Genomic DNA, 20,763 nt, shown 5'->3' with positions numbered 1-20,763 from the left:
CGGAGCACGCAAGACGGAAACAACTTGGACGACTGCACAACTAGTTTTTCGTCCAGTGGTCTCGCAGAATCACCGTCTGTTCCCGACATGAGCGGCAGCAGTATAGTTACCGATGAGTAACACGGCGTACGCTGCTCACACCACCGCCCCCGGAGGAAAGGCACCCGAACCAATGGGCGCTGTACAGATCACGCTCGGCGGGATCGCTGTCGTGCTCGGCATCGTCGCTTGGGGCATGTTCGCCGCGACGATCGCCAAGTTCGTGCGCATCATCCGCCTCGGGCAGCCGGACGGTACCCGAAACGGCCCCGTCATGGCCCGCCTGGCCACCCTCGTCAAGGAGTTCGCCGCCCACACGCGGATGAACAAGTTCCGCAACGTCGGGATCTGGCACTGGCTGGTCATGTGGGGCTTCCTGATCGGCTCCCTGGCCGTCTTCGAGGCCTACGGCGAGGTCTTCGTGCCGACCTGGGGCTTCCCGATCGTCAGCGATCTGGCGATCTACGGCCTGCTGATGGAGATCCTCGGTGTCGGCACCGTGGTGGGCATCGTGGTGCTGATCGTCATCCGGCAGCGCAACCACCCGCGCCGGGCGGGGCGGGTGTCGCGGTTCCAGGGCTCGAACTTCGCGTGGGCCTACTTCGTCGAGGCCGTGGTCCTGATCGAGGGCCTGGGCATCATCGGGGTGCGCGCGGCGAAGTCCGCGCTGGGCGTGCACCCGATGCCGCTGTGGTCGGAGTTCGTCTCCGGCCCGCTGGGCATGCTGCTGCCGGCCAGTGAGAACCTCGTGTCGGCGTTCGCGTTCATCAAGCTGATGAGCGCGACGGTGTGGCTGATCGTGGTGGCCCGGACCATGACGATGGGCGTGGCCTGGCACCGGTTCAGCGCGTTCTTCAACATCTACTTCAAGCGCGAGGCCGACGGCGACGTCGCGCTGGGTGCGGTGAAGCCGATGATGTCGGCGGGCAAGCCGCTGGACTTCGAGGAGGCCGACCCGGACACCGACGTGTTCGGCGCGGGCAAGATCGAGGACTTCTCCTGGAAGGGCTGGCTGGACTTCACCACCTGCACCGAGTGCGGTCGGTGCCAGTCGCAGTGCCCGGCGTGGAACACCGGGAAGCCGCTGTCGCCGAAGCTGCTGATCACCTCGCTGCGGGATCACGCGTATGCGAAGGCGCCGTACCTGCTGGCCGGTGGCCGCAAGGACATGGCCGGCGACGAGGTCGGCATCACCGGCGACGACGCCGAGGCCAAGCTGGCGGGCATCAACGTGCTCGCGCTGGCCGAGGCGGAGAAGCCGCTGATCGGCGGCCCCGAGGAAATGGGCGTCATCGACCCGGACGTGCTGTGGTCGTGCACCAGCTGCGGTGCGTGCGTGGAGCAGTGCCCGGTGGACATCGAGCACGTGGACCACATCGTCGACATGCGCCGGTACCAGGTGATGATCGAGTCGAACTTCCCGACCGAGCTGGGCGGGATGTTCAAGAACCTGGAGAACAAGGGCAACCCGTGGGGTCAGAACGCCAAGGACCGGCTGGCGTGGACCGAGGGCCTGGACTTCGAGGTGCCGGTGTTCGACGGCGAACTCGCCGACGACGTGGAGTACCTGTTCTGGGTCGGGTGCGCGGGGGCGTTCGAGGACCGGGCGAAGAAGACCACGCGGGCGGTGGCGGAGCTGCTGCACCTGGCCGGGGTGTCCTACACGGTGCTGGGACCGGAGGAGTCCTGCACCGGTGACCCGGCCCGGCGGGCGGGCAACGAGTTCATCTTCCAGATGCTGGCCCAGCAGAACGTCGAGGTCCTCAACGGCGTGTTCGAGGGCCGCGAACGCGGCAAGCGGAAGATCGTCGCCACCTGTGCGCACTGCTTCAACAGCCTGGCGAACGAGTACTCGCAGCTGGGCGGGGACTTCGAGGTGGTGCACCACACCCAGCTGCTGAACCGGCTGGTGCGGGAGAAGCGGCTGGTGCCGGTCGCGCCGGTCGCCGAGGACGTCACCTACCACGACCCCTGCTACCTGGGGCGGCACAACAAGGTCTACACGCCGCCGCGTGACCTGGTCGGGGCGTCGGGGGCGACGTTCCGGGAGATGCCGCGGCACGCGGACCGCTCGATGTGCTGCGGCGCGGGCGGGGCGCGGATGTGGATGGAAGAGCGCATCGGCAAGCGCATCAACGTCGAGCGCGTCGACGAGGCACTCGGGACCGCGCCGACGAAGATCGCCACCGGCTGCCCGTTCTGCAAGGTGATGCTCTCCGACGGCCTCACCGCCCGCCAGAGCGAGAAGGTCGCCTCCGAGTCCGTCGAGGTCGTCGACGTCGCGCAGCTGCTGCTGTCCGCCGTCAAACGCGGCGAAACGTCCACATCGGACACGGCAGACACGGCGCCCACCGGTAGCTGAGTTCTCCGGGACGAAGGGCTCTTCCCGCCGATCGGCGGGAAGAGCCCTTCGTTCTTTCCGGCTCGGCATCGAGAAACGAGTGATGCCAACCACTTTCGAACGCGAGCCGACTGCGCCAACGCCGCGCTGTTTAAACTCCCCCGGAGCAATGCGCCACTTGGGCGAATCGGAGGGACATGGACGGCAACATCCTCGATCCGGACGGCGCACGCGAGCGCCTGGCCGCCTGGAAGGGCCGGATCGACAAGCTGGCCGCGGACACCCAGACGATGAGCGACCGGCTGCAGCAGGCCCGCGCCACCGCGAGCGACCCGAACGGGCTGGTGGAGGTCACGATCGACTCGACCGGCGCACTCGTGGGCCTGCAGCTGACCAGCCGGATCCAGCGAGTGGCGCCGGACGTCGTCGCGCAGGCGATCATGGCCACGCTCGGCGCCGCGAAGAACAAGCTGGCCGACCAGTCCCAGGAGATCATCGCGGACACGGTGGGCACCGAATCGCCCGCGGCGCGGGCGATCGCGGACAGCGTGGAACGGCACCTGCGCACCGGTCCGGCTCCGGAACCCGCCGCCCCCGACGCCGAGGACTACGACGAGGGCTACGAGATCAACACCCGCCGCGAGCGGTGGTGAGCATGGGCGACGGGTACAACGTCAACATCGAGCAGCTGCGCTCGCACGCGGCCAACGTGGACGCGATCAAGGACCGGTTCGCCGCGGTGAAGTCCGCCAGCGCGAACATCGTGCAGGACGACCAGGCCTACGGGCTGCTGTGCGGCTGGATCTCCGGTGTCCTGGAGGGCCGGCACGCGAAGCAGGACGAGCTGATCGCGTACGTGGAGGAGAACCTTTCGCTCCTCTCCGACGAGCTGCGCGCCAGCGGCGACGACTACCAAGCCCTCGACGAGGAGCACGCCGGCCTGATCCGTTCGAGCGGCGGGGAAATGCCATGACCGACAAGTCACTGGTCGCCCCGTCCTCGTCGTCCCGCGAGGCGTGGACGGGCGCCGGGCTCGCGGACAGCATCGACGGCCTGGCCGACGCGATCAAGTCCGAAGGCTGGGTCGACGACGCGCTGGCCGGCGCGGGCCTGGCGGTCGAGGTCGCGGCGAGCGCGCTGGACCCGATCAGCGCGCTGCTGTCCAACGGCCTGGGCTGGGCCATGGAGTACTTCGAGCCGCTGCGGGAGATGCTCGACGAGCTGACCGGCGCGCCGGACGTGGTCCAGTCGCACGCCAAGACCTGGAACAACATGGCCACCGAGCTGGGTGCCATGGCCACCGATCTCGAAGCGCACCTCAAGGACGACCTGCCCGACTGGACCGGCACGGCCTCGGACGCCTACCGCGGCATGATGGCCAACAACGTCGAGGCCATCGGTGGGCTGGCCGCGATCTCGGCGGCGATGGCGGCGGCCACCGAAGGCGCGGGCGGCCTGGTGGAGCAGACCCGCGAGATCGTCCGCGACCTGATCGCCGACCTGGTGGCCAGGGTGATCGTGTGGGCGGTGGAGGCCGTCTTCGTGGTGACGATCCCGGTCGTCGCCGCGCAGATCGCCGCGGCGGTGGTCAAGTGGGCCGCGCGGATCCTCACCTACACCACGTCGCTGATCACCAGCCTCACCAACCTCACCAAGCTCCTCGACGAGTAGGCGTCCATGGCGAAACCCAAGAATCCGCACGGGGACGGCGGCGACGGTGGCACCACCGGAAAACCCCCGCAGAAGCACGGCAACATCGACGCGGGCAAGGGCATCTCCAGCGCGCAGCAAGCCACCGCCCAAGCCGCGCAGAACGGCCGCCCGGGCGGCTCCGGCGGCAACCAGCCGGGCAACCCCAACAACCCGCCGTCGAACAAGCCCACCGCGCCGCCCAAGCCGACCGCCCCGCCCAAAGCGGACGACATCCACCACAGCGACGCCTCCGAGGCGCACATCGTCGGGGGCGACGGCGGCCGGCAGGGCGGCCACATCGCGGGCACCGGGCTCTCGAAGAAGACCGAGTTCCCCCAGAGCTGGGATGGTCCGAAGATCCTCGACGCGGCGCACCAGGTCACGCAGCAGGGGCCGCCGGCGAAGGGCCCGTACCTGACCAAGGACGCCGACGGCAAGAAGGCGTGGGCCTACGACTACACCGGCACGGTCGACGGCGTCACCGTCAAGACGACCGTGCTCGCCGACGGCGAGATCCGCACCGCGTACCCGCCGAACAGCGCCGACCCGGGCGTGATCACCAACCCGCCGGCGCCGAACCCGCAGCCGAAGGGCGTGCCGGTGAGCGACCCGCCTCGCTACAGTCACCCCGACATCGGCGGCGATGGCAGCTGGACGTGGGAGGGCCCGAAGGGCAACAAGATGATCAGAGTCGTCCAGGACGCCCAGGGCAACGTGACCACGACCGAACTCGGCGACTACCACAAGAAGAAGTGAGCGCCATGGATGTGAAGACCTACGCCGCGGTCACCGACGTGTGCGCGCGGCTCGCGGGCCGGCTGTCCGACGACACCCTGGGAGCCGTGCGCGACCAGTACGCCGCCGGCGAGTCGGACCTGGCCGAGTCGACGCTCCTGCTCAACCTGGAGGGCGAGGGCGTCGGCATCACCCGCGAGGAGCAGGACCTGATCCGCTCAACCCTGGACGACCCGGGCAACCCGGACCTGGACGACGTGCCGGTCGTCGACGCGGTGCCGCCGCTGCAGTACCGCTTCAGCCCGGCCGGCCCCGAGGACGCGCCCGACCCGAGCCGAGCGGACATCGTCCTGTCGACGGACGCCCCGCGCCACGGCGGCCGCCGCCTGCGCCGCGCCTGGCGCGAGCCGCTCGCGGGAGCCCAGGACGCGGCGGCGTGGGTGTACGTGCTGCAGGTGGCCGAAGGCACGGACGAGCTCAGCGCGTACGCGGGCCTGTCCTCGCGGCTGTGGGTGGCGCTGAAGGAGAAGTGGCCGCTGGAGGTGGTGGTGGAGGGCAAGCAGCTGCCGCAGTACCAGGCGGCAGCCCTGACCGCCGCCCACCAGATCTGGCCCGCCTGACCCGCTCGGGTCCGTGAGCGTTTTGGGGTGCCATAACGCCCCAAAACACTCACGGCCTCGTTCGCAACATCAGCGCCTGGCAACCTGCCCAGGAACATCGCCCGCGATGAGCGCTGCCGTCCGGCGAGGCCCCGCGCCGAGGGTCGCCATCGCGAGGGCAGCCGCGAGCAACAGCGCCGCCCGGAGGCTCCACAGGTCGGCGAGCGCCCCGAACAGCACCGGTCCGATGATGGCGCCGACCCCGAGGAACAGGACCGTCGCGGTGAATCCGACGGCCGGCCGGTCCGGGAAGACGCGGTAGCTCCAGACCGCGAGGAGGCCCGACGTGGCCATGAAGGCGAAGCCGTAGGCGATCGCGGAGATCCCGATCGCGGGCCACCAGCCCGGACCTGCGGCGATCAGGGCGGTCGCGACGCCGAGCGCGCTGAACAGCAGTGCGTGGGAGCGCCGCAGTCCGAGCCGGGCGAAGACCCGCCCGGCGCCGATGGCCGTGATTCCGGCGATTCCGAGCAGGGTCCAGAACACCAAGCCCGCGGTCGCCTCCGCGGCTCCGGATATCGCGGCCACCGCGAACGTCCAGTACACCGCGCCGACGACACCGTAGGACAGCGCCGTCGAGTAGAGCGCGGCCGTGCCCGGACGCAGGAAGAACCGCAACGACGTGCGGCCCGCCATGCGCGGTGCGGGTTTCGTGCCGCGCAGCAGCCACGCGTTGCAGGCGGTGGCGAGCACCGCGATGCCGCAGAACGCAGTCCAAGCCCCGCGCCACGTGCCGACTCCGGACAGCGCGAGACCCCCGGCCGCGGTGATCGCGAACGCGGTCCCGCTCGGGATCGCGGCGAGCAAGGCGGGGCGGCGGGCGGGGGCGACCAGCTGATCGACGGCGTCGGAGTACGGGGACCAGGCGAAACCGGAGCTGGCCCCGGCCACGGTCACGCCGGCGAGCAGCTGCCACGGCTGCTCCGCCAGCACGACCAACGCCATTCCCAGTGCGGCCGATACCCCGGCGGCGATCACCAGCGGCCGCGGCCCCAGCCGATCGGCGAGCATTCCGACGGCGGCCAGCGCGAGCGCGTAGCCGAGGTAGGCGCCGCTGGCGATCGCCCCGGACGCTCCCACCGAAAGCCCGAACACCTCGCGGATCTGGGGTTCGAACAATCCGTACCCGTAGCGGGCGAAGCCGTAGGACACGCCGATCATGGCGATCGCGGCCCCACCCAGCCGCCACTCGGCGGGCCCGGCGTTCACGAAGAATCCTTGCGCCCGGGAGCCGGGCGCACCCCGTGGCGAATGCCGTGACCTGCGTGCATCCCAGAGCCGAAGTCGCGGATGAACGCGCCCAGCCGCCGCAGCACCCGTGCCATGAATCCCCCTCTACACTGGTCTGTGAAGTTCGATCCGAACCGTAAGGTACACAGACCTGTGAACACAAGGGGGTCGGCCGATGTCCGCGACCGCAGGTGACGAGGTGCGCCTGACGCCGGGCGCCAAGCGCATCCTCGACGTCGCCGCCGAGCTGTTCTACTCGCGAGGCATCAACGCCGTCGGCGTCGACACCATCGCCGCCGAATCCGGTGTCACCAAGCGGACCCTCTACGACCGCTTCGGGTCGAAGGACGGCCTGCTCGTGACCTACCTGAAGGCACGCGACCGGCGCTGGCGCGAACTCGTCGAAGCCCGCCTGGACGCCGAGGCCGACCCGGTCCGGCGCGCGCTGGTGCCGTTCGACGTGCTCCCCGAATGGCTCCCGCAGAGCAGCCGGGGGTGCAGCTTCGTCAACGCCTTCGCCGAACTCCCCGAGCCCGACCACCCGGGGCGACAGCTGATCGTCGCCGAGAAGCAGTGGCTCCGAGACCTGTTCCGCGACCTGCTCGCCGAAGCCGGCGCCGAGAACCCGGAGGATCTCGCCGTGCAGCTGCTGAGCCTGCACGAGGGCGCCATCGTGAGCTACTCGATCGCCGGCGAATCCTCAGCCGCATCGATCACCCGCGCCGCCGCCGAAGCGCTCGTGCGGCAAGCGCTCGGCTGACGCGGGTCACAGGCAGATATTCAGCGTGTAGCCGTAGTGGTAGCGGAGCCCATCGGAACTCGCCGGACAACCGACCGGGAGCAGCTCGCCGCTGAGCGGCGGGATGACGACCGCACCCCAATCCGTGGCGCCGTCGGCGCACACCTCGTCGAGGCTGATCGAGCTCCCGCGTTCGCCCGAGACGACGGGCACGAGCGTGAATCCCTTCTGCCCGTCGACGCGCTGGAACCAGTGATCGCAGGCCCAGCGCAGCTCGTCGGCAGCGGTGGCGACCAGTTCTTCGTAGAACCCGGAAGAGCCGCTGACCGAGTCGAGTTCGACGAGGTAGTAGCTGTAGGCGTCCCCCTGTGGTTCCGAGTCCTCGCCGTCGATCACTTCCTGCAGCACTGCCAGGCCGGTGCGGGCACCCGGGTCGTCCGGATCAGCGGCCAGGACCCGGCCGTACAGCTCCGCCGCCTCGTCACCGCGAGCGGCGACGGCCTCGTCGACGTCGTCGTCCTCGTCCAGCGCGGAATCCGTCTGCTGCATGAAGTCGATCTGCTGGACGAGGCGTGCCGCCAGCAGGTTGGCCGCGACGCTGTCATCCCGGTCCGCGGCCAGCGCGGCGCGCAACCAAGGCTCCCCGGGCCAGTATTCCTTGACGTCGTCCGCCTCGGCTGCCACCGGCAGGAGGCAGCTGAGGCGGCCGAACTCCCGCGCGGCAGCGGGATCTCCCGCTTCGGCTTCGGCCCGGAGCCGCGAAAACCGTTCTTCCATCTCCACAAGCCGGAATCGTAGAACCCGAATCCCGCCCGCCGGTTCGGGTCGTGAGTGTTTTCGGTTGCTATAACAGCACAAAGCACTCACGACCCCCGCCCGTCAGCCGCGCAGCGATGCGAAGAAATCCTGGACGTCGCGGACGTACAGGTCCGGCTGCTCCATCGCCGGGAACGTTCCGCCGCGGTCGTACTCCGTCCAGCGCACGATGTTGTTGATGCGCTCCGCGAACGGGCGGACCGGCGCGAGGATGTCCTTCGGGAACACCGCGACGCCGTGCGGCACGGTGCCGTTCCGCAGCTCCGCGATGACGCCTTCCTCCTCCGCCTTCGAGGAGTTGTCCGGAGTCTCCACAAAGGACCGAGCCGCCGAGCCCGCCGTGTTGGTGAGCCAGTACAGCATCACCGTCGTCAGGATGCGGTCGCGATCGATGGCGTCCTCCGGGGTGTCCGCGCAGTCCGTCCACTCCTTGAGCACGCCGACGATCCAGCCCAGCAGCCCGATCGGCGAGTCCGCCAGCGAGTACGCCAGCGCCTGCGGCTTCGTCGACTGGATCAGCTTGTAGCCGTAGAGCTCGTCGGTGTAGCGCTGCCACGCGCCCATCCGCGCGTGGTCGGCCTCGGTGAGCCCGGCCATCTCCGCCGGATCGCCGCCGGGGAACGTGATCATCCCGTTGGTGTGCAGGCCGATCACGTTGTCCGGCGCGAGGATCGCCAGCTCGCGGGAGATCCACGTGCCCCAGTCGCCGCCCTGCAGGCCGTACCGCTCGTAGCCGAGCCGGCGCATCAGCTCGGCCCAGGCCCGCGCGACCCGGGTGGCGCCCCAGCCGACCGAACGCGTCGGCCCGGACAGGCCGTATCCCGGCAGCGACGGGATGACCAGGTGGAACGACTCGCCGAGCGGCCCGATGGCGTCCAGGTACTCGGCGATCGAACTGGGCCAGCCGTGCGTGATCAGCAGCGGCAGCGCGTCCGGCCGGGGCGACCGGACGTGCAGGAAGTGGATGTTCTCGCCGTCGATTTCGGTGGTGTACTGCGGGAATTCGTTCAGCCGCGCCTCCTGCGCCCGCCAGTCGTAGCCGCTGCGCCAGTACTCCGCCAACTCCCGCAGGTAACCCAGCGGCGGGCCGTAGCTCCAGCCCTGCCCGGGCACCTCGTCGGCCCAGCGGACGCGGGCCAGCCGGGCCCGGAGGTCGTCCAGGTCGTGCTGCGGGATGTCGAGGCGGAACCGGGTGATGTCGCGAGAGGCCATGCACGCTCCTTCGTACGTTGTACGGTACTAGATACGCGCAACGCCCCGGCTTTGTTCCCGAACCCGCGGAAAAGTTTCGAGGGGCGCCCCCACCGGGGACGCCCCTCGAACATCGGACCAGGTCAGCTGCCCATTTCCTCCAACGAGCGCCCCTTGGTCTCCTTCAGGTACTTCACCACGAACACCACCGAGATCAGCGCGAACGCGGCGTAGATGAAGTAGGTGACCGGCAGGTTCCAGTCCCGCATGCTCGGGAAGCTCACCGTCACCAGCCAGTTCGCGATCCAGTTCGTCGCGGTGCCGACCGCCAGCGCGGCGGCCCGGATGCGCACCGGGAACATCTCGCCCAGCAGCACCCACATCACCACGCCCCAGGAGGCGGCGAAGAACAGCACGAAAGCGCTCGCCGACACCAGCGCGACGGCGCCCCACTGGAACGGCAGGTGCGCCTCCTCGCCGACTACCTCGGCGAAGCTGAACGCCCATCCGGTCACGGCCAGCGACACGGCCATCCCGAGCGAACCGATCACCAGCAGCGGCTTGCGGCCGATCTTGTCGACCAGCGCGATCGCGACGAACGTGCCGACGATGTTCACGATCGACGTGAACAGGCTCAGCAGCAGGGAACTGCTCTCGTCGATGCCCACCGAGTGCCACAGCGACGACGAGTAGTAGAAGATGATGTTGATCCCGACGAACTGCTGCAACGCCGCGATGGCCATCCCGACCCACACGATCGGCAGCACCCCGAACCGGCCCCACAGATCGCTCAGCCGCGGCTTGCGCTCGCCGCCCAGCGCCGCCTTGATCTCGGCGACCTTCGCGTCCGGATCACCGGAGTCGACCTGCGCCAGGATCTCCCGCGCCCGGTCGACCTTGCCGACCGCGACCAGGTACCGCGGCGACTCGGGAATCGTCGAAGCCACCACCAGGTAGATCACCGCGGGGACCGCGGCCACCCCGAGCATCCACTGCCAGGCCTGCAACGGCCCGAGCATCCCGGAAGCGCTGCCGCCGGCGGCCTGCGCCAGGGCGTAGTTGACCAGCTGCGAAACGGCGATCCCCAGCACGATCGCCAACTGCTGCAAGGACCCCAACCGCCCGCGGTACGCGGCGGGCGCGACCTCGGCGATGTAGGCGGGCGCGATCACCGACGCGATGCCGATGGCGACGCCGCCGACGACCCGCCAGATGGCGAGGTCCCAGATCGCGAAAGGCACGGCCGAAGCGACGGCGCTGATGATGAACAGGACCGCGGCCAGCTGCATGACCCGGATCCGGCCGACCCGGTCGGCCAGCCCGCCGGCGATCCCGGCGCCCACCGCGGAACCCAGCAGCGCCGAGGAAACGGTCAGGCCGGTCAACGCGGAACCGACGTTGAAGTGCTGCTGGATGGCGTCCACGCCGCCGTTGATCACCGAGGTGTCGTAGCCGAAGAGGAACCCGCCGAGCGCCGCGGCCCCGGCGATCATCACGACGTGCCCGAGGTTCTCGTTGGCAGTGCCCGAGGCGCGCGACTGCAATGCGGACATCGAGTACTCCTGCTGCCCGCTCGCCGACCCCGCCCCGTTGCGGGATCGTTCCAGAACGCCGGGCGAGGGGGATCGTAAGTTCTGAATCCCCATCTTGCTTACTCGATTCAGGGTGAACTAGCTCACTGTCACCACAAGCCGGGACAACGCGGCGCAAAACAGACACCACCAGGGAAAACGCCACTCGGCGCGTGTCTAGATGATTACCTGTCGTGATCACCTGTCACCTCAGGAGCCCGACATGGACGCACCGGAAAAGCTGCACGCGTGGCTGATCGAGGACCGCGAATACGCCCGGCACGAGGAGCGCCGCGGCAAGCGCTTCGCGTTCCCCACCCTCGACCCGCCCCGGACGGCGCTGGTGGTCATCGACATGGTGCCGTTCTTCGTGTCCGGCAACCCCTACTGCCGGGGCATCGTGCCGAACATCGGCCGACTGGCGCGGACCGTCCGAAAGACCGGCGGCACGGTCGCATGGGTGCTACCGGCGACGACCGAACCGACGCAGACGGCCCAGGAGTTCTACGGCCCGGAAGCGGCCGAGGCGTACCGCACCGCAGGCGGAACGGGCCCGCTGGCGCAGCGCCTGTGGCCGGAGTTCACGATCCACGACGACGACGTGCTCGTCGAGAAGTCCGCACCCAGCGCCTTCTTCCCCGGCCGGTGCGTGCTGCCAGAACTGCTGGAACAACGCGGAATCGACACGGTCCTGATCGCAGGCACGGTCACCAACGTCTGCTGCGAATCCTCGGCCCGCGACGCGAGCACACTGGGCTTTCGCGTGATCATGCTCGCGGACGCCAACGCGGCAGGCCGCGACGCGGACCACAACGCCACGCTGCACACCATCTACCGATCGTTCGGCGATGTTCGCGCGACCGCCGAGGTGGTGGCGATGCTCAGCGACGGGTGTCGGTACGCCGGAAGTTGAGGTACGCCCGCGACGGCGTCGGCCCGCGCTGCCCCTGGTAGCGCGACCCGGCCTCCTTCGAGCCGTACGGGAAGTCCGCGGGGCTCGACAACCGGAACAGGCACAGCTGACCGATCTTCATCCCCGGCCACAACGTGATCGGCAGATTGGCCACGTTGGACAGTTCGAGGGTGATGTGGCCGCTGAACCCGGGGTCGATGAACCCGGCGGTGGAGTGCGTCAGCAACCCCAGCCGGCCCAACGAGGACTTGCCCTCCAGCCGGCCGGCCAGATCATCGGGCAACCGCACCGACTCGAACGTCGACCCGAGCACGAACTCGCCCGGGTGCAGCACGAACGGATCGTCGTCGGGCGTCTCCACCAGCGACGTCAGCTCGTCCTGCTGCTTCGACGGATCGATGTGGGTGTACCGGGTGTTGTCGAAGACCCGGAAGAAACGATCCAGCCGGACGTCGATGCTCGACGGCTGGATCAAGGCGGCGTCGAACGGATCAAGTTCGAGGCGGCCCTCATCGAGCTCTTTGCGCAGGTCCCGGTCACTCAGCAACACGCCCCCAGCGTATCGGCAACCCGGTGATGATCTTCGCGCCCCACCGTGTTAGGCTGACGGAGCCGATAAGGTATCGCGGATGTAGTTCAATGGTAGAACATCAGCTTCCCAAGCTGAGAACGCGGGTTCGATTCCCGTCATCCGCTCAGAGCCGGGAGCCCTGTGTTCGCGGAATTCGCGAACCGGGGCTCTTCGCCTTTGCATGGGGGGCCGAGCCCCCCAAACCCCCCACGGTGCGGTGGTCACCCTTCGCCGGCTCCTTGCGGATGGAGCGTTCCCGGCCTGCTCATCGACCAGCCTTTTCGTTGCTCGGCGATTCGGTTGTTGGCTCGGACGCCGCCGTGGTCAACGGAGCGGATCGGTGGTCGGTAGGTCGTTGATGGCCTTGGCGATGCCTTTCTTGTCGTAGCTGTTGGTGGGCATGGTCGCCGCATGGGTGTGGCGCACGACTCCGTCCCGGTCGATCAGCAGGCTGCCGGACTGCTGGATGGCACCGAATACCTTCTTCGCCAGACCGACGGCCTCGTGCGGCGTGCCGCGCTGGCCGGTGACCACGCGAAACGGCAGCTCGCGCTTTGCTTGCCAGGCCGCTGCTGCGGCTCGGCCTTCGGGGACCGCGACCAGGACGCGCACGTTGGCGGCCGTCAGATCGGCGGCACGCCCGGCGAGGTCTTTGACGTGGCTGTTGCAGACGGGACAGGTGGTCGAGCGCATGAAGTAGAGCAGCACGTTGTCCGTGCCGTGGTAGTCCGCGAGGCGGACGGCATGCCCGGCGGTGTCCTCCAGTGCGATGTCAGGGGCGGTGGATCCGGTTTCGAGCATGGGGGCTCCTTGTGAGGTGTGACCGAGCGACTCGGACGTGCAGCGGCAGAAGTGCGGGAATGGATTGGGTGGCGAGGCACGACACCGCGGATGGCTATCGATCGTGTTGCGCAAGGGGGCTCGGGTCTTGCAGCAACTGGCGGACCGTCGCCCGGGCGCGATACAGCCGGGACTTCATCGCGGGCGTGCTCAGGCCGAGCGCGGCGGCGACTGCCCGGCCCGAATAGCCCTGGATGTCCCGCATGATCAGGACGCGACGCTGGTCGGCGGGCAACTCGGCGACCGCTGCGGCAACCCGTTGCGCCTCCAGCCGTTGAATGACGTCGTCCTCAGCCGAAACCGTCGTGTCGAGACGCACTAGGACGTCGCCGCGCAACGCCCGGCGGACCCGGCGCAGGCATTCATTGCGCACGATCCGGAACATCCACGACACGAGCGCACCGGAGGCCCGCAGAGTGCCGATCTTGCGGTACAGGACGATCAGCGCTTCCTGCGCGGAGTCCTCCGCGTCCTCCGGCGAAGCGCACAGAGCGCGCGCGAAGCGCTGCACGTGCGGGTGTGAATCCGACACCAGGGCAGCGACGGCGACGGGGTCCCCGCCCTGCGCGGCAACGATCAGGGACTCCCGGGGCCAACTGGCCTCAACCACGTCTAGCTCCCCACCAACGCAGGACCGGCCTGGACTACGACGACGCTCACGGCAACCTCCTCCAGCGCCGGGCGTGTCCCGGCCCTTACAAGAGCCGGTACGTGGGCCAAAGGATTCAGCCCCCGCGAGTGATCGCCATCACACGACACCATTCGCGTCGATGCCGGCCTGCCAGCCCCCACTTCCGGTCCTCGCTGATCAAGGCCAGAAGAGGTGAAGCATCGCTTCCTCGGCCGCGAGGGCGGTTCAGTCCATGAGGTCAGCGGCTTCCAGGAATCCGAAGATCGCCGCGAGGCCGAAGATCACCAACAACCCGATCCCGACCGGCCCGCAGCCTGCGGCTTTCCCCAGCCGAGCCAGCGCCACGCCGCCCACGACGATGATGAGCAGGAACAGCATTCCGGCCACGATTCACCCTTTCCCGGACGGCAGCATCCAGCCGATCACGACGATCGCGCAGAACGCAGCGACGATGCCCGCCGTCGGGTTTTGCGTCCCGAGAACGAGCACGGTGACGACGGCTCCGACGATGATCAGGGCCCGAACGGTGGACGCGGTCCTGCGCTTGCGCTGCGCGGCTGCTTCAGCCGCCATCCGCGCCCGCATGTAGGCCATGTACTCGGCGTCGAACGAGGACTCTTCCTCGGTTTTCGGCGATTTCCAGTTGATCGTGTAGTCGCCGCTAACACGACCGATCTGCGACACCGGCCCCTCGAAGGTTCCCCCGGAAATCTCGTTCTCGACGCTCTCGTCCTCGTCGCGTCCGTCCCCCATGTTCCGATGCTAGGCCTTCCGGCCGTCGCACGAATCCGCTCATCAGCGCAACTTCGCGCAGGCGAGCCCAAACCGGACGATGGTGCGCGGGTCATGGCGACCACCACCCGAGGCGGGTGCGCCTACTTCCACAGCACTGTCACCACAGCCGCGTTCCGGCTCTGGCCGCGCTGGTCGTCAATGCCTCGCGCCCAAGGCGTCAGCCCTCTTCCGCAGCTCGACGGCAACGTCGTCCCAGTCCGGGCCATGCAGATGGAGACTGTCTGCCGCCTCCCGCATCAGCAGTGGCTCGTCAGGCCGCTGGAGCAGAACGAGCCGGTATGCCAGGTTGCGAATCCACACGGGGAGGTACCCATCGACCAAGTGAGGAGACAGCTCCCGCAGCATCGCCAAGATCGATTCGGCGTCAGCAAAGGTCAGTTCCTCGACGAAGTACTGCTCGAGGTGGTCACGATCGCACTCAGGCACAGACCGGTACTCGTCGCCGTATAGGCAACGGGCATGCTCGGTCAGGGTGCTGTGCACACGCCGGAGCCTACGGGGCCTTGCTTGGCCGAACAGGGCCTTAGCCCAACTGCCTGGGCTTCCAGCGGCAGACACCCCATCGAGCGCCGAGCCGCCGGGCTTGGTACCGCTGATCTCGGCGTTCGTTGCCGCTCAGACCCCGGTTCGGCTTGTTAGCAGCCACACTGCCTGCGCAACTGTCCGAAGGCACTCGCCTTACGGTCTACTGGCCGGGCGGATACCAGGTCTACGAGGGAACGGGAGAAGGACTCCAGCGATGACGTTCACCGTTATGTACCACCCCGACGAAGCCCCCGCCGAGGTCACCACGGTTGTCGAACTCGATGCTCTCCTCGACCGCGTGACCGCCGACGCCATCGAGGAGGATGTTCCCACCTACGCCGAAATTCGTCACCGCCGACCGCCAGCACATTCTGCAAATCGGGCTCGGCCAGCCTGACTACAGCTCGCTGATCTACTGCGACAAACCCGCCGACATCCTTGAAGCCAGCAAAGGCACAGTTCCAATGCCCGACGACTCCGGATTCGACTACGGCGGAACCTGGACCGACGCCCCGATCGACTCCGCAATCCCAATCCCCACTGCCCGGCAAGCCGCCCGGACCTTCTTCTCCAGTGGCGGGGACCGCCCCACCAACCTCGAGTGGCAAAAGCCCGAGTACGGCCAGCCGAACCAACTTGCCCCGAATGACCTGGCCTGACTCGAAAACGAGGCTTGGGATCCACCCGGGCATCGACTGCCGGCGACCTCGCCGCTTCGGCGCCGGGGCAGCCCCGTCAGAGGAGGCGGGTGCCGTTCGGGACCTGGTGGTCGAAGCCCGCTAGGACCACGCTGTTCTGCTCGTCGTGGGCTCCCGTTACCAGTACTTCGGACTTCACTCCCGCGATTCGCTTCGGCTCGAAGTTGCACACGCACAACACCTGGCGGCCGATCAGGGCTTCCGGTTCGTAGTGGTCAGTGATCTGCGCGCTCGACGTCTTCAGCCCCAACTCGCCGAGGTCGACGGTCAGGACGTATGCGGGCTTTCGTGCCTTCTCGTTCGGTTCCGCCTGCACGATCGTTCCCACGCGCAGTTCCACCTTCTCGAAGTCTTCCCACTCGATCGGCGACATCCGACACCCTCCTGTTTGGACGGATGACAGCGTACTCCGGTGGCCCGACGCCACCGGAATACGTCGATCGCTGGCAGACCGAAGACTTCGATTAGCGGGTCAGAAGTCGAAGACGACTCCGGTCTCGACCGTCAGGGCGCAGCTGTTCGGGTAGGTCTCGGTGAAGCTCACCGAGCGCCCGCGCCAGTTCCCTTCGAGCTTCGCCGTGACCGGCTCGTACTGGAGGGTGCAGGCCATCGCCGGCTTCGCCGTCATCAGGCGGAAATCCGCCCCGACCGCGTCCAGGTCGCTGCACGCCTTCGCCGCGTTCTTGTGCGTGCCGCCCGCCGGGTGGCAGGTCAGGACCGCGTTGCCGAGCGCCGCTCCGCGGCCGTTGTCCAGCGAAAGCCGGACCGTGCTGGGGGTTTCGCCCTGGGCCGGGGCCACCGCCGCGACCGTCGCCATCGTTCCGGCGGTCAGGGCAGTGGCGAGCAGGACGCGACGGGTGAGTTTGGCCAACAACTTCCGCAACCTTTCGATCAGAACTGTGCGCGAGCGCGCTGGGCATCGGGGAGTGCAGGCCGAGGTGCGCCTACCCAATAAGATCCGGGAACGTTTCCGGATGAACGTCCGCCGCAGCGGATGCGGAGAACCTTACTGAACTACTTGGCGTAATAATCATTAGACCAAACGAGTTAATGATTGAATTTTTACGGGTAAGGCTCAGTTCAGGAGGATCTGCATGGGTGGCGGACACCGCGAGCGGTTGGGGGCGGAGTGGCAGGAGCACCGGCCTGCCGTCTTCGGCGTGGCCTACCGGCTGCTCGGCAGCGTCGCCGATGCCGAGGACGTCGTGCAGGACGTGTGGCTGCGGGCCGCCGCGGCAGACCTGGGCGGCGTCGACGACCTGCGGGCCTGGCTGGTCACCGTCGCCGCGCGGCGGTCCTACGACATCCTCAAGTCCGCCCGGGTGCAGCGGGAGAGCTACTTCGGGCCGTGGTTGCCGGAACCCCTGCTGACCGGGCCGGATGCCGCCGAGCCGGTGCTCGTCGACGAGTCGGTCGGCTCCGCGATGCTGCTGATCATGGAGGAGCTGAGCCCGCCGGAGCGGGTGGCCCTCGTGCTGCACGACGTGTTCGGGCTGGAGTTCGCGCGGATCGCCGAGGTGCTGGGCGGCTCGGTGCCCGCCGCCCGGAAGCTGGCCTCGCGGGCGCGGCACCGGGTCGCCGAGGCGAGGGGCAACGCGCCGGACGTGCCGCGCGCCGAGCTGGACCGCCTGGTCATCGCGTTCCGCGCCGCTTACGAGACCGGGGACCTCGCCGCGCTGGTCGAGCTGATGCATCCCGACGCCGTCTACCTCACCGACGGCGGCGGGCAGGTCAGCGCGGCCCGCGTGCCCATCCTCGGCGGCCGGCGCATCGCCGAGGTCCTGGTCCGGGTGGGTCGCCGGTGGCGGGCCGACCGCATCGACATCGTCGAGATCGGCGGCGAGCCGGCGCTGGTGCTCCACCGCGGGGGCGGGATCCACTCCGTCGACACGTTCGGGTTCGCCGATGGCCGGATCGTCGCCTACCGGCGGGTGCTCAACCCGCGGAAACTCGCCCACCTCAAGGCGGTCACATCCGAGTAGGCCCGCTCGTCTCCCTGGTGACAGCCCAGAACGACAGGGAGACAACGATGGCACGTCTGAACCTCGGCGAAGCGGCACCGGAGCCCTACAAGGGCTTCAGGGACGCCGATGCCGCGCTTCGCAAGGGGCCGCTGGACGACAAGGTGCGGGAGCTGGTCAAGATCCGGGTCTCGCAGATCAACGGCTGCGTCTTCTGCGTCGACATGCACGGCCGGGAGGCGCGCCGGATCGGCGAGACCGAGGACCGGCTCCTCCAGCTGGCCGTGTGGCAGGAGTCGGAGCTCTACGACGAGCGGGAGCGGGCCGCACTGGGCTACGCCGAGGCGGCCACCCGCCGCGAGCACATCGGCGACGACCAGTGGGAGGCGCTGCGCAAGGCGTTCCCGGACGAGGCCGAGCTCGGTCACCTGGTCGCCCAGGTCGCGCTGATCAACGCGCTGAACCTCATCGGCGTCCCGCTGCAGATGAAGCCGCCGCGCCGCTGAGGCCGCCGGAGACCCGTGTGCATTTTCTGTTGCCATGGCAGCAGAAAATGCACACGGGGACTTCACTCGCCGGTCGGGCCGCCGGCTTGTTCCACGACGATGTCGAGCTGGCCCAGGTGGCGGGCGTATTCCTGGACGAGGTGCAGCAGCACCCTTTCCAGGGTCGCCGGTTCCGCGCCCTTCCAGCGCGGTCCCGGCTCGCCCGCCTTCTCCAGGGGCGTGATCGCCACGACTTCGGAGGTTCGCCGCCCCTGTTCGCGGAGGGCCGCCACCAGATCGTCGCGGGTTTCCTCCGGGGCCACGTACCAGCGGCCGTTCGTCCTGTCACCCCACGGGTTTTCGAACCGGCGACCCTCGAATCCCCATTCGATCCAGCGCAGTTCGGTGAAGGTCAGGTGTTTGACCAGTTCCAGCGGCGTCCACCCCGACGGGACCCGGCTGGATCGCAGCTCCGCATCCGGCAGGGCCGTCACCCTGTCGATCACGCCGTCCCGGAAGAAGTCGAGGTAGCGGAGGAGCACCTCGCCGCGCGAGGCCGCGGGATCCGTGGGTTCCGGGAACATCCGACGAGTATGCGCTCAGTCGACGATCAGGTCCTCCGGGACGGGCTGGTCGGCGTTCACGGTCTCGAAGAGTTCGGAGGCCTTCTTCTTGTCCCAGCTCTTCGCGGTGCCGTCGGTCACCGGGACCGTCGTCGTCACCACCGCGCCCGAGGAGATGCCGCGCATCGCCCACGCCAGCGACAGCAGGTCGCTCGGTCCGTCGTCGCTGGTCATCGTCATCGCCTGGGCGCCCGCGTCCGCCAGGGCGTAGGTGGTGAACGGGTTGATCAGTGTCGTGAAGCTCGACGCCTCCTGCGCCAGGGCGCCGATGAACTTGCGCTGGTTCGCGACCCGGTCCAGGTCCGAACGCGGGGTCGCATCGCTGTAGCGCATGCGGACGAAGGTCAGGGCGTTCGCGCCGTCCAAGCGCTGGCAGCCCGCCTGCAGCGTCTGGCCGGTCTTGGTGTCGTGCATCTCCTGGTCCAGGCACATCTCGACGCCGCCGACCGCCTCGACGATCTCCGCGAACCCGCCGAAGCCGATCTCGGCGTAGTGGTCGATGCGCAGGCCCGTGGCCTGCTCGACCGTCTGCGCCAGCAGCTGCGGGCCGCCTTCCGCGAAGGCCGCGTTGATCATCGTCCGCCCGTGGCCGGGGACCGGCACCCGCGAGTCGCGCGGGAGGCTGATCAGCGTCGGGGCCGTGGAGTTGTCCGGCAGGTGCGCGATCATGATCGTGTCCGTGCGCCGGCCCTCCGCCTCGCCGACGTGCAGCCCGGCCGCCGTCTCCGGATCCAGCCCCTCGCGGCTGTCCGAGCCCACGATCAGCCAGTTCGTGCCCGCGCCCGCCGCCGGGCGGCCCGGGTAGTCCGGGAAGGCGTCGACCCGCTGGATCGAGGAGCCGACGTGGAACCACAGCCATGCCCCGAACACCACCGGTAACAGCACCAGGACCACCACGACCGCGAAGATCTTGCGGCCCCTCCGGCGTGGTTTCCCAGCACCGCGATTCGTCGCGTCCCAGTCGTTCCGGAACCGATAGGTGTTCATATCCGAAAAGACGCTCCGCTCGCCGGAAAGTTGCTCGGGTCCACAAAAAGGGACGTCCCGTGGCCAAGGCTCTCCAGTCGTGCCGGCTACGACGCCCTCGCCGTCGATTGCGCCGAACACTTCAAGCACGAGCTCGCCGCCGCGCCAAGCTCGGCACGTTCGCCGAGCCGCTGAAGGGGGCCGGGCCCCTGCCGCCGCCTGCCCCGCTCAGCCTGCTCGACGTCCACCGGATCAATCAGTCCACTTAGGACTAATTGATCCGGTCATTCCTCCATCCGCTGTCGCCACCACGCCCCGGCATGCCATTCGCCCAGCGCAGGCGCCCGCGGATGCCGGATGGTGCGCCGCCGGAACTCCTCGTCCAGCGGAGCCAACACCCGGCGGAGCTCGGCTCGGGCCCGGGGAGACATCCTCGGCAGCACGCGTTCCAGCGCGTCACGTGCCATGACCGGACTTCCGGGTGAGTCGTACGACGGGATGTAGAGCCAACGGCCTGGCCGCCGCACGAATCTCCGATACCGGTCGAGCGGGCGGGAAACCAGGATGAGCCAGAACAACCTGCGAGCCTCGACCCGGTCGAGCTCCGACCAGGGCCCACGTCCGGCGCCGCGAATCCGGCCCGCCGGCCGGAGTCCGGGAATGTGCGTTCGTTCGGCGCGCAACGCGCCCGGCGACCTACGCGGCATCGCCCTTTCGGTGAATCGTCATGCCGAAATCATGA

The 20,763-nt window shown here is 68.7% G+C and carries 26 protein-coding genes and 1 tRNA gene; 12 read left to right on the top strand and 15 right to left on the bottom strand.

The window, feature by feature from the left end; genetic code table 11:
* Positions 1–172: 172 nt before the first annotated feature.
* The 6 genes from ACWEV3_RS18945 to ACWEV3_RS18920 all read left to right on the top strand — a co-directional run bounded on the left by ACWEV3_RS18945 (position 173) and on the right by ACWEV3_RS18920 (position 5,427).
* Positions 173–2,401 carry a (Fe-S)-binding protein gene (locus tag ACWEV3_RS18945; RefSeq protein WP_452615124.1) on the top strand — a complete coding sequence of 743 codons (2,229 nt, stop codon included), beginning with the start codon at positions 173–175 and terminating at the stop codon, positions 2,399–2,401.
* Between the two features lie 176 nt (positions 2,402–2,577).
* Positions 2,578–3,033, top strand: a complete 456-nt coding sequence (locus ACWEV3_RS18940) for a YbaB/EbfC family nucleoid-associated protein (protein ID WP_452615123.1) — start codon at positions 2,578–2,580, stop codon at positions 3,031–3,033.
* A gap of 2 nt (positions 3,034–3,035) precedes the next feature.
* Positions 3,036–3,353 (top strand): type VII secretion target, encoded by a 318-nt coding sequence (locus tag ACWEV3_RS18935; protein ID WP_452615122.1) that lies wholly within the window; start codon positions 3,036–3,038, stop codon positions 3,351–3,353.
* A complete protein-coding gene (locus tag ACWEV3_RS18930; protein ID WP_452615121.1) occupies positions 3,350–4,051 on the top strand; it encodes a WXG100 family type VII secretion target in 702 nt (233 codons plus the stop codon). Before ACWEV3_RS18935 ends, ACWEV3_RS18930 begins: the two co-directional genes overlap by 4 nt.
* 6 nt (positions 4,052–4,057) lie before the next feature.
* The gene (locus tag ACWEV3_RS18925; protein ID WP_452615120.1) at positions 4,058–4,828 is read left to right on the top strand and encodes an EndoU domain-containing protein; all 771 of its coding nucleotides are present in this window, start codon (positions 4,058–4,060) and stop codon (positions 4,826–4,828) included.
* A 5-nt stretch (positions 4,829–4,833) separates the two neighbouring features.
* A complete protein-coding gene (locus tag ACWEV3_RS18920) occupies positions 4,834–5,427 on the top strand; it encodes a hypothetical protein (protein WP_452615119.1) in 594 nt (197 codons plus the stop codon).
* A 69-nt stretch (positions 5,428–5,496) separates the two neighbouring features.
* On the opposite strand, the gene ACWEV3_RS18915 is transcribed toward ACWEV3_RS18920, so the two are convergent.
* Positions 5,497–6,675 (bottom strand): MFS transporter, encoded by a 1,179-nt coding sequence (locus tag ACWEV3_RS18915; RefSeq protein WP_452615118.1) that lies wholly within the window; start codon positions 6,673–6,675, stop codon positions 5,497–5,499.
* 196 nt (positions 6,676–6,871) lie between these two features.
* On the opposite strand from ACWEV3_RS18915, the gene ACWEV3_RS18910 reads away from it, so the two are divergent.
* Positions 6,872–7,456 (top strand): TetR/AcrR family transcriptional regulator, encoded by a 585-nt coding sequence (locus tag ACWEV3_RS18910; protein ID WP_452615117.1) that lies wholly within the window; start codon positions 6,872–6,874, stop codon positions 7,454–7,456.
* A gap of 6 nt (positions 7,457–7,462) precedes the next feature.
* Here ACWEV3_RS18910 and ACWEV3_RS18905 read toward each other — a convergent pair whose 3' ends face one another.
* From ACWEV3_RS18905 to ACWEV3_RS18895, 3 genes are all read right to left on the bottom strand, one after another.
* Positions 7,463–8,218, bottom strand: coding sequence for a hypothetical protein (locus tag ACWEV3_RS18905; protein WP_452615116.1), 756 nt, complete (start codon positions 8,216–8,218; stop codon positions 7,463–7,465).
* A 96-nt stretch (positions 8,219–8,314) separates the two neighbouring features.
* On the bottom strand, positions 8,315–9,463 hold the full coding sequence (locus tag ACWEV3_RS18900) for an epoxide hydrolase family protein (RefSeq protein WP_452615115.1): 1,149 nt from the start codon (positions 9,461–9,463) through the stop codon (positions 8,315–8,317).
* Positions 9,464–9,585: 122 nt separating this feature from the next.
* Positions 9,586–10,995 (bottom strand): sugar porter family MFS transporter, encoded by a 1,410-nt coding sequence (locus ACWEV3_RS18895; RefSeq protein WP_452615114.1) that lies wholly within the window; start codon positions 10,993–10,995, stop codon positions 9,586–9,588.
* A gap of 241 nt (positions 10,996–11,236) precedes the next feature.
* Here ACWEV3_RS18895 and ACWEV3_RS18890 point away from each other — a divergent pair, with 241 nt between their 5' ends.
* Positions 11,237–11,926 carry an isochorismatase family protein gene (locus ACWEV3_RS18890; protein ID WP_452615113.1) on the top strand — a complete coding sequence of 230 codons (690 nt, stop codon included), beginning with the start codon at positions 11,237–11,239 and terminating at the stop codon, positions 11,924–11,926.
* On the opposite strand, the gene dcd is transcribed toward ACWEV3_RS18890, so the two are convergent.
* A complete protein-coding gene (gene dcd, locus ACWEV3_RS18885; protein WP_452615112.1) occupies positions 11,895–12,476 on the bottom strand; it encodes a dCTP deaminase in 582 nt (193 codons plus the stop codon). The genes ACWEV3_RS18890 and dcd overlap by 32 nt on opposite strands.
* A gap of 75 nt (positions 12,477–12,551) precedes the next feature.
* Between dcd and ACWEV3_RS18880 the strand changes: the two genes are divergently transcribed.
* Positions 12,552–12,622: transfer RNA gene (locus ACWEV3_RS18880), tRNA-Gly, on the top strand.
* Between the two features lie 199 nt (positions 12,623–12,821).
* Here the strand turns inward: ACWEV3_RS18880 and ACWEV3_RS18875 are convergent.
* The 5 genes from ACWEV3_RS18875 to ACWEV3_RS18855 all read right to left on the bottom strand — a co-directional run bounded on the left by ACWEV3_RS18875 (position 12,822) and on the right by ACWEV3_RS18855 (position 15,246).
* Positions 12,822–13,298 (bottom strand): peroxiredoxin family protein, encoded by a 477-nt coding sequence (locus ACWEV3_RS18875; protein WP_452615111.1) that lies wholly within the window; start codon positions 13,296–13,298, stop codon positions 12,822–12,824.
* A 94-nt stretch (positions 13,299–13,392) separates the two neighbouring features.
* Positions 13,393–13,947 (bottom strand): RNA polymerase sigma factor, encoded by a 555-nt coding sequence (locus ACWEV3_RS18870; protein ID WP_452615110.1) that lies wholly within the window; start codon positions 13,945–13,947, stop codon positions 13,393–13,395.
* A gap of 246 nt (positions 13,948–14,193) precedes the next feature.
* Positions 14,194–14,355 carry a hypothetical protein gene (locus tag ACWEV3_RS18865; RefSeq protein ID WP_358577763.1) on the bottom strand — a complete coding sequence of 54 codons (162 nt, stop codon included), beginning with the start codon at positions 14,353–14,355 and terminating at the stop codon, positions 14,194–14,196.
* Between the two features lie 3 nt (positions 14,356–14,358).
* On the bottom strand, positions 14,359–14,721 hold the full coding sequence (locus ACWEV3_RS18860) for a hypothetical protein (protein WP_452615109.1): 363 nt from the start codon (positions 14,719–14,721) through the stop codon (positions 14,359–14,361).
* A gap of 177 nt (positions 14,722–14,898) precedes the next feature.
* Positions 14,899–15,246 (bottom strand): hypothetical protein, encoded by a 348-nt coding sequence (locus ACWEV3_RS18855; protein WP_452615108.1) that lies wholly within the window; start codon positions 15,244–15,246, stop codon positions 14,899–14,901.
* Between the two features lie 365 nt (positions 15,247–15,611).
* Here ACWEV3_RS18855 and ACWEV3_RS18850 point away from each other — a divergent pair, with 365 nt between their 5' ends.
* Positions 15,612–15,947 carry an Imm1 family immunity protein gene (locus tag ACWEV3_RS18850; protein WP_452615107.1) on the top strand — a complete coding sequence of 112 codons (336 nt, stop codon included), beginning with the start codon at positions 15,612–15,614 and terminating at the stop codon, positions 15,945–15,947.
* Between the two features lie 76 nt (positions 15,948–16,023).
* Here the strand turns inward: ACWEV3_RS18850 and ACWEV3_RS18845 are convergent, their stop codons facing one another.
* Both ACWEV3_RS18845 and ACWEV3_RS18840 read right to left on the bottom strand, forming a co-directional pair.
* A complete protein-coding gene (locus tag ACWEV3_RS18845) occupies positions 16,024–16,359 on the bottom strand; it encodes a tRNA-binding protein (RefSeq protein ID WP_452615106.1) in 336 nt (111 codons plus the stop codon).
* 99 nt (positions 16,360–16,458) lie between these two features.
* Positions 16,459–16,860, bottom strand: a complete 402-nt coding sequence (locus tag ACWEV3_RS18840) for an SSI family serine proteinase inhibitor (RefSeq protein WP_452615105.1) — start codon at positions 16,858–16,860, stop codon at positions 16,459–16,461.
* Between the two features lie 220 nt (positions 16,861–17,080).
* Between ACWEV3_RS18840 and sigJ the strand changes: the two genes are divergently transcribed.
* Positions 17,081–17,968, top strand: a complete 888-nt coding sequence (gene sigJ, locus ACWEV3_RS18835; protein WP_452615104.1) for an RNA polymerase sigma factor SigJ — start codon at positions 17,081–17,083, stop codon at positions 17,966–17,968.
* 47 nt (positions 17,969–18,015) lie between these two features.
* Positions 18,016–18,453 carry a carboxymuconolactone decarboxylase family protein gene (locus ACWEV3_RS18830; protein ID WP_452615103.1) on the top strand — a complete coding sequence of 146 codons (438 nt, stop codon included), beginning with the start codon at positions 18,016–18,018 and terminating at the stop codon, positions 18,451–18,453.
* A 62-nt stretch (positions 18,454–18,515) separates the two neighbouring features.
* Here the strand turns inward: ACWEV3_RS18830 and ACWEV3_RS18825 are convergent, their stop codons facing one another.
* From ACWEV3_RS18825 to ACWEV3_RS18815, 3 genes are all read right to left on the bottom strand, one after another.
* Complete coding sequence (locus ACWEV3_RS18825) at positions 18,516–19,016, bottom strand: DinB family protein (RefSeq protein WP_452615102.1); 501 nt, start codon at positions 19,014–19,016, stop codon at positions 18,516–18,518.
* 15 nt (positions 19,017–19,031) lie between these two features.
* Positions 19,032–20,042, bottom strand: a complete 1,011-nt coding sequence (locus ACWEV3_RS18820; RefSeq protein WP_452615101.1) for an LCP family protein — start codon at positions 20,040–20,042, stop codon at positions 19,032–19,034.
* A gap of 263 nt (positions 20,043–20,305) precedes the next feature.
* Entirely contained in the window at positions 20,306–20,488 is a 183-nt protein-coding gene (locus ACWEV3_RS18815) for a hypothetical protein (RefSeq protein WP_452615100.1), read from the bottom strand.
* Between the last annotated feature and the right edge of the window lie 275 nt (positions 20,489–20,763).

The sequence above is a fragment of the Saccharopolyspora sp. NPDC003752 genome, assembly GCF_053605825.1.
Note: the sequence above shows the minus strand (reverse complement) of the source record. Positions and strands in the feature narration are given on the sequence as shown.